Source organism: Pseudonocardia sp. ICBG601 (assembly GCF_020496245.1).
Genome location: NZ_JAHLJA010000075.1, coordinates 1 through 14790 on the forward strand (window position 1 = coordinate 1; position 14790 = coordinate 14790).

13 protein-coding genes and 2 pseudogenes are annotated in these 14790 nt (G+C 74.8%); 10 read left to right on the plus strand and 5 right to left on the minus strand.

Annotated elements, in window-relative coordinates; translation table 11 throughout:
- Positions 1-1078 (minus strand): annotated as a pseudogene (locus KPL57_RS21630) (4-hydroxybenzoate 3-monooxygenase); the annotation flags it as partial.
- A 70-nt stretch (positions 1079-1148) separates the two neighbouring features.
- On the opposite strand from KPL57_RS21630, the gene KPL57_RS21635 reads away from it, so the two are divergent.
- The 4 genes and pseudogenes from KPL57_RS21635 to KPL57_RS21650 all read left to right on the plus strand — a co-directional run bounded on the left by KPL57_RS21635 (position 1149) and on the right by KPL57_RS21650 (position 4902).
- A complete protein-coding gene (locus tag KPL57_RS21635; RefSeq protein ID WP_226350878.1) occupies positions 1149-1907 on the plus strand; it encodes an IclR family transcriptional regulator in 759 nt (252 codons plus the stop codon).
- A 57-nt stretch (positions 1908-1964) separates the two neighbouring features.
- Positions 1965-3092: an epoxide hydrolase family protein gene (locus KPL57_RS21640; RefSeq protein WP_226352962.1), complete on the plus strand. Its 1128-nt coding sequence runs from the start codon at positions 1965-1967 to the stop codon at positions 3090-3092.
- Between the two features lie 14 nt (positions 3093-3106).
- Positions 3107-4016: pseudogene (locus KPL57_RS21645) on the plus strand (IS5 family transposase); the annotation flags it as partial.
- A 286-nt stretch (positions 4017-4302) separates the two neighbouring features.
- A complete protein-coding gene (locus tag KPL57_RS21650; RefSeq protein WP_149666649.1) occupies positions 4303-4902 on the plus strand; it encodes a superoxide dismutase in 600 nt (199 codons plus the stop codon).
- A gap of 67 nt (positions 4903-4969) precedes the next feature.
- Here KPL57_RS21650 and KPL57_RS21655 read toward each other — a convergent pair whose 3' ends face one another.
- Entirely contained in the window at positions 4970-6262 is a 1293-nt protein-coding gene (locus tag KPL57_RS21655; RefSeq protein WP_020624980.1) for a competence/damage-inducible protein A, read from the minus strand.
- Positions 6263-6668: 406 nt separating this feature from the next.
- Between KPL57_RS21655 and KPL57_RS21660 the strand changes: the two genes are divergently transcribed.
- Complete coding sequence (locus KPL57_RS21660; protein WP_226352963.1) at positions 6669-8111, plus strand: glycosyltransferase family 2 protein; 1443 nt, start codon at positions 6669-6671, stop codon at positions 8109-8111.
- A gap of 84 nt (positions 8112-8195) precedes the next feature.
- Here the strand turns inward: KPL57_RS21660 and KPL57_RS21665 are convergent, their stop codons facing one another.
- Complete coding sequence (locus tag KPL57_RS21665; RefSeq protein ID WP_226352964.1) at positions 8196-8675, minus strand: thioesterase family protein; 480 nt, start codon at positions 8673-8675, stop codon at positions 8196-8198.
- 255 nt (positions 8676-8930) lie between these two features.
- Between KPL57_RS21665 and KPL57_RS21670 the strand changes: the two genes are divergently transcribed.
- Both KPL57_RS21670 and KPL57_RS21675 read left to right on the plus strand, forming a co-directional pair.
- Positions 8931-9323 carry an STAS domain-containing protein gene (locus tag KPL57_RS21670; protein WP_043280132.1) on the plus strand — a complete coding sequence of 131 codons (393 nt, stop codon included), beginning with the start codon at positions 8931-8933 and terminating at the stop codon, positions 9321-9323.
- Positions 9324-9464: 141 nt separating this feature from the next.
- A complete protein-coding gene (locus KPL57_RS21675; RefSeq protein ID WP_226352965.1) occupies positions 9465-10718 on the plus strand; it encodes an amidase family protein in 1254 nt (417 codons plus the stop codon).
- Positions 10719-10737: 19 nt separating this feature from the next.
- On the opposite strand, the gene KPL57_RS21680 is transcribed toward KPL57_RS21675, so the two are convergent.
- Positions 10738-11784, minus strand: coding sequence for a PLP-dependent cysteine synthase family protein (locus KPL57_RS21680; protein WP_226352986.1), 1047 nt, complete (start codon positions 11782-11784; stop codon positions 10738-10740).
- 306 nt (positions 11785-12090) lie between these two features.
- Between KPL57_RS21680 and KPL57_RS21685 the strand changes: the two genes are divergently transcribed.
- The 3 genes from KPL57_RS21685 to KPL57_RS21695 all read left to right on the plus strand — a co-directional run bounded on the left by KPL57_RS21685 (position 12091) and on the right by KPL57_RS21695 (position 14056).
- Complete coding sequence (locus KPL57_RS21685) at positions 12091-12966, plus strand: hypothetical protein (RefSeq protein ID WP_226352966.1); 876 nt, start codon at positions 12091-12093, stop codon at positions 12964-12966.
- 93 nt (positions 12967-13059) lie between these two features.
- Positions 13060-13473: an STAS domain-containing protein gene (locus KPL57_RS21690; RefSeq protein WP_226352967.1), complete on the plus strand. Its 414-nt coding sequence runs from the start codon at positions 13060-13062 to the stop codon at positions 13471-13473.
- A 256-nt stretch (positions 13474-13729) separates the two neighbouring features.
- Positions 13730-14056 carry a WhiB family transcriptional regulator gene (locus KPL57_RS21695; RefSeq protein WP_060710891.1) on the plus strand — a complete coding sequence of 109 codons (327 nt, stop codon included), beginning with the start codon at positions 13730-13732 and terminating at the stop codon, positions 14054-14056.
- A gap of 94 nt (positions 14057-14150) precedes the next feature.
- Here KPL57_RS21695 and KPL57_RS21700 read toward each other — a convergent pair whose 3' ends face one another.
- Entirely contained in the window at positions 14151-14696 is a 546-nt protein-coding gene (locus KPL57_RS21700) for a hypothetical protein (protein WP_226352968.1), read from the minus strand.
- Between the last annotated feature and the right edge of the window lie 94 nt (positions 14697-14790).

Sequence of the window (14790 nt, forward strand, 5' to 3'; positions counted from 1 at the left end):
GCATCGAGGTCATGAACCAGGAGAAGTGCTCGGCCCGCCAGACGCGGCGCAGGCAGGTCTCGGAGTAGCCGTCGAGGCCCGCGTCGTCGCCGTCGCGCAGCGCGCGGACGACCGCGTCCGGCCAGCACCCGGACGTCGGCGATGGCGAGGTTCATGCCCTTGGCGCCGGTGGGCGGCACGATGTGCGCGGCGTCGCCGGCGAGGAACAGCCGTCCGCGGCGCATCGGGGAGGCGACCATGCTGCGCATCGGGGTGACCGAGGGCTTCTCGATGAACTCGCCCTCGTTGATCGTGAAGCCGTCGCAGGCCAGGCGGGTGTGCAGGGCGTCCCAGATGCGGGCGTCGGACCAGTCGGACGGGTCGGTGTCGTTCGGGACCTGGACGTAGAGCCGGGTCACCTCGGGGCTGCGCATCGAGTAGAGCGCGAAGCCGTCGTCGTGGTGGGCGTAGACGAGTTCGTCGGTGGTGGGGGCGGCCTTCGCGAGCACGCCGAGCCAGGAGAACGGGTAGACGCGCTCGGCGATCTCCGGGGCGACGAGCGGGCGGGAGACGCCGTGGAAGCCGTCGCAGCCGGCGATGACGTCGCAGCGCAGGACGTGCGCGGTGCCGTCGGCCGCGGCGTAGGTGATCGACGGGGTGTCGGTGTCGACGTCGTGCAGGGCGACGCCGGTGACGCCGAACTCCACCGGCAGCCCGGCGGCGTCGACGCGGTCGGCGAGCAGGTCCTTCACGACCTCCTGCTGGCCGTAGACGGTGATGCCGGTGCCGACGAGGTCGGCGAAGTCGATGCGGTGGTCGGCGGCGGGTGCGCCGGGGCCTCGGCGAAGCGCAGCGCGATGCCGGTGTGCGGCATGCCCTCGCGGTCCAGCCGACCGGCGACACCCATCTCCCGGAGCAGCTCCACGGTCGGTGCCTCCAGCACGCCGGCGCGGACCCGCGCCTCGACGTAGGCACGGTCGCGGGACTCCAGGACCACCGACTCGATCCCGGACAGCGCCAGCAGCTTCGCCAGGACGAGCCCGGCGGGGCCCGCTCCGACGATGCCGACCTGGGTCCGGGTCTCGCGTCGCTGCGTCATGGGCATCACCTTCCCGGCCCGGCACCGGAGCATTCGACCCCGCTTCCGCTCTGCGGAAGAATGCCCGGCCATGGGGACACGTCCGGTCCGGTCGGGGGTCACCGCGCGGGTGCTGGACGTGCTGGGTGCGTTCAGCCCGCAGGCCCCGGTGCTCGGGCTGACCGACATCGCCCGGCGCACCGGGCTCCCGCTGACGACGGTGCACCGGATCGCCGGTGAGCTCGCCGCGGGCGGGGCGCTGGACCGCGGCGACGACGGCCGCTACCGGATCGGGCTGCGGCTCTGGGAGATCGCGCAGCTGGCCCCGGCCAGCCACGGGCTGCGGGAGGCGGCGATGCCGTTCCTGGAGGACCTGCACGAGGTCACCCGGCACAACGTGGCGCTCGCCGTGCTCGACCCGGACGACCCCGGCGAGGTCGTCTACGTCGAGCGCCTGTCCAGCCGCGGCGCAGTCTCGATCGTCTCGCGGACCGGGTCCCGGCTGCCGTCGACGGCGACCGGGGTCGGGCTCGTGCTGCTCGCGCACGCCGACCCGGCGGCGGTGGAGACGGTGCTGGCCCGCCCGATCCGCCGGTTCACCCCGTGGACGGTGTGCCGCCCCGACGGCGTCCGTGCGCTGCTCGCCCAGGCCCGGACCAGCGGGTTCGTGGTGTCCGACCGGCAGATCGAGGAGGTGTCGATGTCGGTGGCCGCGCCGGTCCGCGGCGGGGACGGGCCGGTCGTCGCCGGGCTGTCGATCGTCGTTCCGGCCGCGACGAACCCGCACACCCTGGTGCCCGCGGTGCGCGCGGCGGCCCGCGGGATCAGCCGGGCCCTCGCCGCATCGTGATCGTTCCGATGCCGTGGCCACGGCGCCCGTCGTCACGTTCCGTGCCACCGTGGCCGGGTGCGCGACTTCCGGATCGAGATCCCCGACGCCGAGCTGGACGACCTGCGCGAGCGGCTCGCCCGCACCCGCTGGCCGGACCCGGCGACGGTCGACGGCTGGTCCCAGGGCGTGCCGCTGGACTACGCCCGTGAGCTCTGCGACTACTGGCGCACCCGCTACGACTGGCGCCGCGTCGAGGCCGAGATCAACGCGTGGCCGCAGTTCCGCACCGGTCTCGACGGCGGCGGCGACGACGCGGTCGAGATCCACGTGCTGCACGCCCGGTCGAAGCACCCGGACGCGATGCCGCTGCTGCTCACCCACGGCTGGCCGGGCTCGCTCGTCGAGTTCCTCGGCGTGCTGCCCGCGCTGACCGACCCCGAGGACCCGGCCGACGCCTTCCACGTCGTCGTGCCGACGCTGCCCGGGTTCGGGTTCTCCGGCAAGCCCACGACGACCGGGTGGGGGGGCGAGCGGATCGCCGTCGCCTGGGCGCAGCTGATGGACCGGCTCGGCTACGAGCGCTTCGCCGCGCAGGGCGGCGACTGGGGCTCGATGATCACCTCGGCGCTGGGGACCGCCGCCCCGGAGATGCTGATCGGCATCCACCTGACGATGGCGCTAGCCCCCAAGCCCGACGACGCCGAGGCCCTGTCGGCGCAGGAGAAGGCCGACATCCGCTTCTCCAAGGAGTTCTCGCGCTACGGCTCCGGCTACTCCGCTGAGCAGTCCACCCGTCCGCAGACCATCGGCTACGGCCTCGCCGACTCCCCCGCCGCGCAGTGCACGTGGATCGTGGAGAAGTTCTGGGACTGGACCGACTGCGCGGGCCACCCGGAGAACGTGATCAGCCGGGACCGGCTGCTGGACAACGTCATGCAGTACTGGCTGGGGTCGGCCGGCGCGTCCTCGGCGCGGATCTACTGGGAGAGCTTCGCCCGCCGCCGCCTCGACGACGTCGACGTCCCGACCGGTGTCGCCCAGTTCCCGCAGGAGATGGTGAAGCTCCCCCGGTCCTGGCTGGAGCGCCGCTACACCGACCTGCGCTGGTTCTCCCGCCCCGACGTCGGCGGGCACTTCCCGTCGCTGGAGCAGCCCGAGTCCTTCGTCGACGAGGTGCGGGGGTTCTTCCGGACCCTGCGCTGAGAGCGTGTTTGGAAATGGTGGGTGTGTCGGGATGGTCGACACGGCTGGGGTGCTCCATCGTGGTCGGCATGCAGGAACGACCGCGCCGGTACCCCTCGGACACCAGTGATGCCCAGTGGGTGGTGATCGAGCCGTTGTTACCGCCGCTCGCGCGGCGGGGGCGGCCTGTTGCTCATGCTCGTCGGGACGTGCTGGGGGCGATCTTGTATGTCGTGCGGACCGGGTGTGCCTGGCGGGCGTTGCCGGTGGACTTCCCGCCCTGGCAGACCGTCTACTGGTACTTCAACCAGTGGGAACAGCAGAAGGTCACCGAGAAGATCCTCCCGGTCGTGCGGGGGCAGTTACGTATCGCCGAGGGCCGTGATCCGGAGCCGAGTGCGGGGATCATCGATTCCCAGTCGGTCAAGGGCGCCGACACCGTCGGCCAGGACTCCCGCGGCTACGACGCCGGGAAGAAGACAGGCGGACGGAAACGGTTCATCGTGACCGACACCCTCGGTCTGCTGCTGACCACGATGGTGTGCTCGGCCTCGGTACAGGACCGCGACGGCGCCAAGCCGATCCTGCTCAACCTCTACCTGCGCACCAGGGTGCGGTTCGTCTACGCCGACGCCGGCTTCGCCGGGCGACTGCTCGACTGGGCCGCCACGATCCTGCAGACAACGATCGAGATCATCCGCAAGCCACCCGAGCAGCGCGGATTCACCGTCCTCCCACGAAGGTGGGTGGTCGAACGGACCCTGGCCTGGCTCACCGCACACCGACGCCTGGCCCGAGACTACGAACGCCACCCCACCACATCCGAAGCCATGATCCGCTGGGCCGCGATCAACACCATCACCCGCCGCATCGCCCGTGGATACCCCGCCACCCGCCAGCAGAAACACACGACACCCTCAACCCACTAGAATTTCCAAACACGCTCTGAGAACTCCTGGGCTGAGCGCTCCTGGGACGGGACGCGACGAAGCCGTGGCCCGCGCCCGATCGGACGCGACGCCACGGCGCCGTCGACGGCGGATGTCGAGCTGCCAGAACGATCTCCACCGCGTCACCGGCATTCCTGCAAGTGACTTGCAGCAGAGTACATGTGGCGGATCGATCCGTCCACGCGTGCGCGTGGCCGGTCGCGGGTAGTCGGCAGTTGCTACATAGTGGCAAGTGAATCCGCGTGGCACACCGCCGCGCGTTCCCGACCCAGGAGAGGACCATGGCCGAGTACACGCTCCCGGACCTGCCCTACGACTACTCCGCGCTCGCCCCGCACATCGCGCCCGAGATCATGGAGCTGCACCACTCCAAGCACCACAACACCTACGTCCAGGGCCTCAACACCACCCTCGACAAGCTCGCCGAGGCCCGGGACCGCAACGACTTCGGCGCCATCGTCGGACTCGAGAAGACCCTCGCGTTCAACCTCGGCGGCCACGTCAACCACTCCGCCTTCTGGAACAACCTCTCCCCCGACGGCGGCGACAAGCCCACCGGCGACCTCGCCGCCGCCATCGACGAGGACTTCGGCTCCTTCGACGGATTCCAGGCCCACTTCACCGCCGCCGCCACCACCATCCAGGGCTCCGGCTGGGCCATCCTCGGCTACGACCAGCTCGGCGGCCGCCTGCTGATCCACCAGCTCTACGACCAGCAGTCCCAGCTCCCCGCCGGACAGACCCCAATCGTCCTGCTCGACATGTGGGAACACGCCTTCTACCTGCAGTACAAGAACGTGAAGCCCGACTACGTCAAGGCCTGGTGGAACGTCGTCAACTGGGCCGACGCCGCCCAGCGCTTCGCCGCCGCGAAGGGCTGAGCCTCCCCGCACAGCGCAGCGCCCCGTCCGGGTCCCCCGGGCGGGGCGTCGTGCGCAGAGGGTCCGCTCAGCGGTGCGCGCCCGGCCCCGTGACGCCGGTGGCTCGCAGCAGCAGGTGCATGGCCAGGTCGACCGAGCGCTCGCGCACGTCGGCCCGCCCGCCGGGCAGCTGCGGGTCGCGCGCGATGACCTGGCCGTCGGCGGTGGTCACGCAGAAGCAGACGTAGCCGACGGGCTTGGCCTCGGTACCGCCACCGGGGCCCGCGACGCCGGTGATCCCGACGCCGACGTCCGCCCCGAACCGCGCCCGCGCACCGTCCGCAAGTGCCCGCGCGACCTCCGGCGACACGGCCCCGTGCGCCTCGATGAGCGCGGCGGGGACGTCGAGCAGCGCGGTCTTCGCCTCGTTCGAGTAGGCGACCACGCCCCCGGCGACGTAGGCCGACGACCCGGCCCGGTCGACGAGCCGCCCGGCGAGCAGCCCACCGGTGCAGGACTCGCCGGTCGCGACCGTCCAGCCCTTCGCGCCGAGCGCCGCGGCGAGCAGCTCGTCGGTGGTGCTGCCGTCGTCGCTGATGAGCGCGCGGCGGTGCCGGTCGACGATGCGCGCGGCCAGCTCGCGGGCCGCCGGCTCGGCCCCGGGCAGCGGGTGCAGGTCGACCTCCAGCTCCGAGCGACGCAGGCAGGTGGTCACCTCCACCCCGGACACGTCGAGCTCGGTCTCCAGGACGCGCAGCGTCTCGGCGATCTCGGACTCCGGCAGCCCCGCGAAGCGCAGCAACGTCGCCTCCGCGCGGGGTACCCGGGTCAGCAGCTCCGCGACCGGGGCCGACTCCAGCGCGGCGGGCCACATGCCCTGCAGCTCCCGCGGCGGCCCCGGGAGCACGACGACGAGCGGCCCGCCCGGCCGCGTCACGGCCAGCCCCGGCGCGGTCCCGACCGGTTCGAGGACGCTCGCCCCGCGCGGGACCCTGGCCTGCTTGGCCGTCGCCGCGTCGAGCGCGGGCCCGGCCCAGCCGGCGCGGCTCGCCCACCCGGCGACCCGGTCGTGGATCCGACCCTGCAGCGCGGTGTCGACCTCCATCTCCGCTCCGGCGAACTCGGCGACGACCTCGGCCGTCAGGTCGTCGGCGGTCGGTCCGAGCCCGCCCGAGGTGACGACGAGATCGTCGGAAGCGACGAACTCCAGGGCCGAGCGCAGGTCCTCGGCGCGGTCCCCCACCAGCAGGACCCGCGAGACGGCGAAGCCGAGCTCGCCGAGGGAGCGGGCGACGAAGGGGCCGTTGGCGTCGGCGACGTGGCCGGTCAGCAGCTCGCTCCCGGTGACCAGGACCGAGGCGGTGGGGCGGGACTCGCTCATGATCCGAACCTACCCGCGCCCGGACACCCGCACCCCGTCCCGCGGGAGGTCACCATCGGTGCTGGTCCGGGGCGTCGAGGGATCGTCCGGTGTGGACCTCGCACCCGTTCGGGTGACGCGAGAGGCGCGACACGCCCGAAACCAGACCTCTACGGCGTGTCGTCGCAGCAACGATGCCGCTCGTCGTGCCCCGGGAGCGCCGCGGGCAACCGCGCTGCGCGGCCGCCGTCGTCACCCGTACGGCGCATGATCGGGCGCCACGGCTCCGACCTGGGCCGACGCCGTCCGTCGCACCGCATCCGGTGAACTCCGCGACCGCGCACACGCACAGTGTCCGAAATCCGGCAACTGCGCACTCTCAGTGTGAGCACAGCTCGCATACCCGACACTGTGACCCATGTCAGCGATGTCTGCGCCGAACGACGCCGCGACCTGGGTGGGTGAACTGGACCGGCTCGGGCCGCTGCGTGATCTGCGGGTCGACCCGGGCTTCCACGCAGCCCGTCTGCTCGTCACCGTCGGGGGCACTCCACAGGGTCAGGTGACCGTGCCGCTGCGTGGCGGACGGGCCACGATCGCAGAGCTGCGATCCGCGCTGATCACCCTGGGGCCGCCCGAGGAGGTGACCCCGGCACCGGTGGCGAGCGACCCGGTGACGGTGGTGATCGCGACGCGCAACCGCCCCGAGTCGCTGGCCCGCTGCCTGCGCGCGGTCCTCGCCTCCGACCACCCGGCGCTGTCGGTCGTCGTCGTCGACAACGACCCGCCGGACGAGCTCACCCGCGACGCCGTCGCCGCGGCCGGGTCCCCACGGGTCCGCTACGTCCGCGAGCCGCGCCGCGGGGCCTCGGTCGGGCGCAACCGCGGACTTGCCGAGGCCCGCACCGAGATCGTCGCCTTCACCGACGACGACACCGAGGTCGACCCCGCCTGGGCCTCCCGCATCGCCGGCGCCTTCGCCGCCGACCCCGAACTCGCCTGCGTCTCCGGACCCGTCCTGGCCGCCCGCCTCGCCAGCCCCGAGGAACGCGCCGCCGACGTCGCCCTGGCCTGGAACAAGGGCTTCACCCCGCGCCGGTTCACCCTCGCCGAACCCCCCGCGGACTCCCCGATCTTCCCCTTCGCCCCCGGCCTGTTCGGCATCGGCGCCAACCTCGCCGTCCGCGCCAGCGCCGCCCGCGCCGTCGGCGGCTTCGACGAGGCCATGGGCCCCGGCACCCCCACCCACGGCGGCGAGGACTGCGAGTTCCTCGTCCGCATGATCCTCGCCGGCCACGTCCTGGGCTACGCACCCGGCGCCTACCTGTGGCACCACCACCGCCCCGACCAGGCGGCGCTGACCGCCCAGCTCGAGGGCTACGCGATCGGGCTGGGCAGTTTCCTGGCCAAGGTGGCGCTGTCCCCGCAGGGCCGGTCGGTCGCGCTGCGCCGGCTCCCGGCCGCGGTCGCCCGGCTGCGCCACATCTCCGACCGCGAGGCCGGCGCCGGCGTGGCGATGCCCGCCGACGCCGACCAGACGCGCAACCGGGGACTGCTGACCGGCCCGCGCGCCTACCTCCGGTCGCGCCGCGCGGTGCGACGGGCCGGCGGAGCGGTGCCGCCGCTCGTCGGCCCGGCCCGGGCCGGGACCGCCGCCCCGCACAAGATCCTCGCGACCGGCGGCCACCGGGCCGTCACGCCCACCCGGCCGCACGGCACCGGCGGGTATCCCGCGGTCGCTCCGTCCGGGGCCGAGGGCACCGGGGGCCGTCCGGCCGCCGCACCCCGTCCGCAGGACAGCGGTGGGTACCGGCCCGTCCCCGCCCGCACCGGCGGCCCGTACGGCGCGGACCCCGCCCGGCGCGGCTGAGCCGTCGCGGGCCCGCACCCGCGGCACCCCGCCACGGAGCCTCCGGCACCTCGACGCCCCCGCCGCGAGGGCGCGCCCCCGCCGTCACGACGGCGTCGGGGCCTCCGGGCCCGGCCCCAGCAGGGCCGGGTCCGACGCCGCGGCCACGAGCCGGCCGTGCGGGTCGGCGACCAGGCGTCGCGTCGTCGTGTCGAGCACCCCGAGGGTGCACTCCACCTCGGCCGCGAGATCGTCCGTCCGGGCCCCGTCGGCCGCGGTCTCCCGGACGATCCGGTGACGCATCGTGAACGGCTTGCGGGTCGTGAACGCGATCGCCGAGTCGATCCACAGCTCGTCGCCGGCGCGCAGCTCGGCCCGGAAGTGTGCCGTCGTCGACAGCAGCACGATCGTCAGGCCGTGCGCCCCGAGCGCGTGCTGGGACAGCCCGGCCGCACGGAGGTGCTCCATCCGGGCGTGCTCGCCGTACTGGTGGTAGACGGCGTGGTTGACGTGCCCGTTCACGTCCATCTCGTAGCTGCGGACACCGATCCGGACCCCGAACGGCGGAGGCATCTCGACGCTCATGGTGGCCACCCTGCCAGCCGGGCCGGACCACCCCCGCCGACGCACCGGACCACGTCGCGGAACGTTTGTGCCACCGCCGACCGCGGTCGTAGGGTGGGTGACCGCGCTGACTAGGCTGGTGCGGAGGCAGCACGAGCGGCACGTCAAGCAACGGCGGCCGGTTGTCACTCACGGTGAAGTCGACGGCGCGTCCGGGACCGGACCACGAGCACGTCGACGGCGCCGACGGCGACGACTCGCGAGGGAGCACGACACATGAGCAGTGAGACGCCCACCGGGGTGGGGGGAGACCAGGGCCCCGACGTCGGCGAGGTCGTCCGCTTCGAGGTGACCGAGCACGGTGACGGCGCCGTCGTCGTCGGTGTGCACGGCGAGATCGACACGATGACGGCGCCCGTGCTGAGCGAACGCCTCGCCGAGCGGATCGGCTCCGCGAGCCTGCTGGTGGTGGACCTGACCCGGGTCACGTTCCTCGGGTCGGCCGGGCTGGCGGCGCTCGTCGAGGGCAAGGAGAAGGCGGAGAACGCCGGCAGCCGGCTGCGGCTGGTCTGCGGGTCGCACGCCGTCACCCGGGCGCTCGAGGCGACCAACCTGATGTCCCTGTTCGACGTGGCCGACGGTGTGCCGGAGGCACTCCGCACGGCCTGACGACCCGCAGGTCCACGGGTGCCCGGTGGCGCCCGCGGTCCTCGACGCCGACATGGCCGAGCATCTCGGCCGGGCGGGCGCGATTCCCGTCCCTTTTCCCGACCACTCCCTCCGACGACCGGGACGACGAGCCCCACCGCGATGAGCACTCTGCACCTGGACGAGCCGTCCCCCACCTCGGGAGACGGCCCGTCCGGTGTGTCGGGGCTCGCGGCCGCGGTGCGCGAGGGACGGCTGAGCGCGGCCACCGTCGCCGAGCGGCTCCTCGCCGCCCTCGACGACGCGGTACCCGTGGGCGCCGGGCTCGTGGTGGACGCCGGACCGCTGCGCGCGGCCGCCGCGGCGCTCGACCGGCGCACCGACCGGTTCGCCCTGCCGCTGGCGGGGGTCCCGGTGGTGGTCGAGGACGGCATCTCCGTCGCCGGTCGCGGGGACGAGGTCGTGCGCAGGCTGCGGGCCGCGGGCGCGCTCGTCGCCGGGCGGGCGCGGACCGCCGAGCACGAGGTGGGCCTCGACGGCACCCCGGGCGGCCGGGCCACCGCGACCGTGGTCGCCTCCGGTGTCGTCCCGCTCGGGATCGGCGTGGACGGCGACGGGACCCTGCGCTGCGCCGCCGCCGCCCACGGGATCGCCGCGCTCAAGCCGGGCCGCCGGGTGCTCCCGCTGCCCGACGCCGCCGAGCGCCGCTGGTGCGGGCTGGCCGAGCCGACCCTGATCGCCGGGTGCGCGGAGGACCTCACCGTGGTGCTCGACGCCCTCTCCCGCGGCACCGGGGGGCCGGCCGCGCCGTCGTCGGTGCTGCGGCTCACCGCCCCCGCCGGTCCCGGCCCCGGGTCCGGCGCGACGCCCGTCTCCTCCCTGGCCGCGTCGCTGCGGACCGGACGCACCCGGCTCGCCGGGCCGGACGCGGCGTCCGCGGTGCACACGGCGATCCGGCTGCTGCAGGACGCCGGGCTGGGCCTCGTCGCCGCCGACCCGCCGTACCGGGCCGTGCTGGTCGTCCACTCGGCCCGCCGCCGGCAGGCCGGGCTCGCCCGCCGGGTGGAGGACCTCGGCCTCGACCCGGCCGAGCTGCCGCGCAGCGCCCGCAGCCTCGTCCGGCGCGGCCGCCGCGTCCGGCGCCTGGGCGGCCTGCGTCCCGCGACGCCCGCGTCGTGGCGGCAGCGGATGGTCGCCTGGCTCGACGACGCCGGCGCCGAGGCCGGCCTGCTGCCCGCCCCGCCCGGGGCATCCGGTGCCGGATCCACCGGGGTGGCGGCGTGGAACCTGGCCGGGCTGCCGTCGCTGGTCGCGCCGGTGCACCGGCCCGGGGAGCACGGCTGCGTGCAGCTCGTGGGGCGGCCCGGATCGGAGCGACGGCTGCTCGCGACCGCCGCCCTGCTCGCCGAGGGCTGACCCGGCCCGGCGGAGCCGCTCAGTCAGCGGGCGAGGACCAGACCCCGGTCGCGACGAACCGGTCGAGGGTCGCCGTGTAGGGCGCCAGGTCCATCCCCTGGGCGGCGACCCAGGCGTCGTCGTAGTAGCTGTGCCGGTAGCGCTCGCCGCCGTCGCACAGCAGGGTCACAACGCTGCCCGACCGTCCGGCACGCAGCATCTCCGCGACGACCTGGTAGACGCCCCACAGGTTGGTGCCGGTCGACCCGCCGGCCCACCGGCCGGTGCGGTCGCGCAGGTGGCGGGCCGCGGCGACGCTGGCGGCGTCGGGGACCGGGACCATCCGGTCGATCACCGACGGGACGAAGCTCGGCTCCATCCGGGGCCGCCCGATCCCTTCGATCCGCGACGCCGCACCCGTCGCGTACGACGGGTCCCCCGCCGTCCAGCCGGGCAGGAAGGCCGAGCCCTCCGGGTCGACGACGGCCAGCCGGGTCGCGAGCCGCCGGTAACGCAGGTAGCGGCCGATCGTCGCCGAGGTGCCCCCGGTCCCGGCGCCGACGACGATCCACTCCGGCACCGGGTGCGGCTCCTCGGCGAGCTGGGCCAGAATCGACTCGGCGATGTTGTTGTTGCCGCGCCAGTCGGTGGCACGCTCGGCGTAGGTGAACTGGTCGAGGTAGTGCCCGCCGGTGGCCGCGGCGAGCCGCTCGGCCTCGGCGTAGACCTCACCGCCGTGGTCGACGAAGTGGCAGCGCCCGCCCTCCCGCTCGATCAGCGCGACCTTCTCCGGGCTGGTCGAGCGCGGCATGACCGCCACGAACGGCACCCCGATCAGCCGGGCGAAGTAGGCCTCGGAGACCGCCGTCGACCCGGAGCTGGCCTCGACGACCGTGGTGCCGTCGGTGATCCAGCCCGACGCGAGCGCGTAGAGGAACAGCGACCGGGCCAGCCGGTGCTTGAGGCTGCCGGTGGGGTGCACGGACTCGTCCTTGAGGTAGACCTGCACACCCCACTCGGCGGGCAGGTCCAGCACGTGGAGGTGGGTGTCGGCGGAACGGTTCGCGTCGGCCTGGACGCGGCGCATCGCCTCGTCGACCCAGGCGCGGGTACGGGCACAGGAACGGTCGACGGGGTGCACGCCCCCGACCCTAGATCGGTCTCGGAGCCGGCCCGGCCCGGTCCCTCGGTCACGGCGCCGATCCGGGTCACGTCGTGCCCGCGCGGCCCTGCCCCGCGCCGCCCTCCGTGCCCGCAGCGGTGCTCCGTGATCGCGCACGTCACACACCGTCGACCGCCGCACCGGGGCCGTCCGCCGAACGGGGGCTGTCGGGGTGCGTCACGGAGCCGGAGACTGACGCACCGTGAACAGCTGCCCGGGGAGTGCGACGAGGTGACCGACGGTGTCACGGAGACCGGTGCCGAGGTGACGGCCGAGGACGTGCGCGACGACGAGGCGACCCGGCCCGGGGACGCGACGGCCCCGACCGGGCGCGTTCCCGAGGCCACGCCCCCGGGCACCACGGCCGCCGGACTGCCGCAGCGCAGCCCGCGCGGCGGCGACGGTGCCCGCACCGTCGAGCACATCGTCGAGGACCTGATGGTCCGTCTCGCCGCGGCCGAGCACGCGCGCGACACCGCCGAGCGCCGGGCCGACGCGCTCGCCGCCACCCTGGAGGAGGCCCGCTCCCGGCCCGCGGAGACCTTCGGCATGCGCGCGGACAAGGTGCTCCGGATGGCCGAGCACGAGGCCGCGATGCGGCGGCGCACCGCCGAGATCGAGGCCGCGCAGCTGGTGGACGCCGCCCGCGACGAGGCCGCCCGGATGGTCGACGACGCCCGCGCGGAGGTCGACCGGCTGCGCGCGGCCGGGGCGGCCGCACGGCGGGACAGCGAGCTCGTCGCGGACACCGCGGCGTCGATGCACGCACACGTGTCCGGCCTGCGCTCGTCGGTGCGCGACGAGATCGCCCGGCTGCACGCGATGCTGGGGGCCGAGCTGGGCAGGCTCGACGCGCCCGCCCGCGCCTCCCGGGGCGCCGACCAGGGCGAGCGGGTCCGGCGCCCGGTGGGCGGCCCGGCGCACGCGCTGCGCACCGGGGAGACCGCAGGGCCGGACGAGGCCCCCGACGCCGTCGCGGACCGGGACGAGGCTGCCGCCCTCCCGGCGGTGGTGCTGCCGGAGCAACGGGACGCCGAGCCGTCGCCGCCTGCCGCCCCCGTCTCGTCCACCGCCGGTTCCGAGGGCAGCGCGCAGCAGACGTCCTGAGCCGGGACGGTGCGGTCGCCCGACGGGACGCGTCGCCGGCACCGAGCGGGCTCCGAGTGGCGACGCCGTGCCGCGGTGCCTACCGTCGACCCAATGACCGACCCCCGTCCACCCGGCGCCGGCACCAGCGACGGCTCGGGCACGGCGTCACCCGACGTCACCGACAGCTGCGACGGGCTGCGACTGGAGACCACCTGGCCCGCGGACGGGACGGTCGTCGTCGCGGTGACCGGCGAGCTGGACATGCTGACCGCGCCGGAGCTGCGGCACTCGGTGGCCGAGCAGATCTCGGTGTCCTCGCTGGTCGTGCTGGACCTCGACGGGGTCCGTTTCCTCGGCACGTCCGGACTGGCGGCCCTGATCGAGCTGCGCGAGCAGGCCCACCGGGCCGGCGTCGAGCTGCGTCTGGCGTGTACCGAGCGGCGTGTCCTGCGCCCGATCGGCATCGCCGGGCTGCACCATCTGTTCGACATCCACGACGACGTGCAGGCCGCACTGGCCTCCTGACAGGTGACGTGAGTCATACATCGTCGGTCCGATTCCGCCCGATACCGGCGTGCCGGTCGCAGCGCGCAGGTGCGGGGTGGTGTCGTGAACAGGGGTGATGGCGGTCGGTCCGATCGACCGCCCGCCCCCGGGGGCCGCACGCGGCCGATCGCCGGCACCGATCCCGCCACCCCGCAGGTTTGATCTCGGAGCCCCTCGGGAACCGGGTTGGGGAGCCAACCCGGTCCGCCCGGGCCCCGAGCGACGAGGTGAGCACGTGAGCGACGTTTCCCGGCTTCCCGGCCCGATGGACGACGTGTGGCAGTGGCAGCGACTGGGCGCGTGCCGCGGCATGGACAGCGCCGTGTTCTTCCACCCCGACGGCGAGCGCAACCCCTCCCGGTCGCGTCGCACCGAGCGCGCGAAGCAGGTCTGCCGGGGTTGTCCCGTGCTGCAGGAGTGCCGCCGCTTCGCGCTGGCCAGCCGTGAGCCGTTCGGCGTGTGGGGCGGGCTGGGCGAGTCCGAGCGTCGCGCCATCATCGAGCGCCGCGACGCCGAGCGCATCGTCGCCGAGCAGGGCCCGGGCCTCGCCGCCGTCGTCTGACGGCACCGCTCGACGGCTCACCGATCCGACACGGCCCGCCCGGGCATCGGGCGGGCCGTCCTGCTGCCCGGACGTCCTGCCACACCTCCGGGCGTCACACCGCGGAGGGCAGGGCCTCCGGCCCGGTGATGTCCCCGGTGATCTCCTCCGCGACGGGCCCCACGGGCCGGTAGGGCAGCACCGGAAGGCCGTAGACCCGCGCGACGCGGCGCACCGCGCGACGGACCACCTCGATCTCGGGGTCGGACACCGGTCCGGCGGCGGCCGGGGCCACGCACCAGGTGCCGTCGTCGGGGTCGAACCCGACCAGCTCCGAGAGCGCCGCGACGAGGTCCGCCTCGTCGCCGTCCTGCACCGCCCAGCGCAGCCCGAGGCGGTGCACCCGCACCCGCTCGACCGGCAGCATCACCACCGGCACGTCCCCGGTGCCGTCCCCAGAGCCGTCCTGGGTGCCGTCCTCGGTGTCGTCATCGAGATCGTCCTCGGCGGCCAGCAGCTCCCGCGCCTGCGCCGGTGTCAGCGGACGCCGGACGGGGGCCGGGTCGTCCCGCACCACCAGCAGGTCGGTCTCCCCCGCCGCGCCGGAGAGCGCCGCGAGCGGTCCCCCCGCCCTCTCCGACTCCGCAGCGGTCAGCGCCACGGCGACCAGCCTCCGCGGTCGCGTCGTCCCCTGCCCCACGCTCGCCCCCGTCGATCCCGCACGTCCTCGTCCGTCGAGTACAACGCCCGGGTCC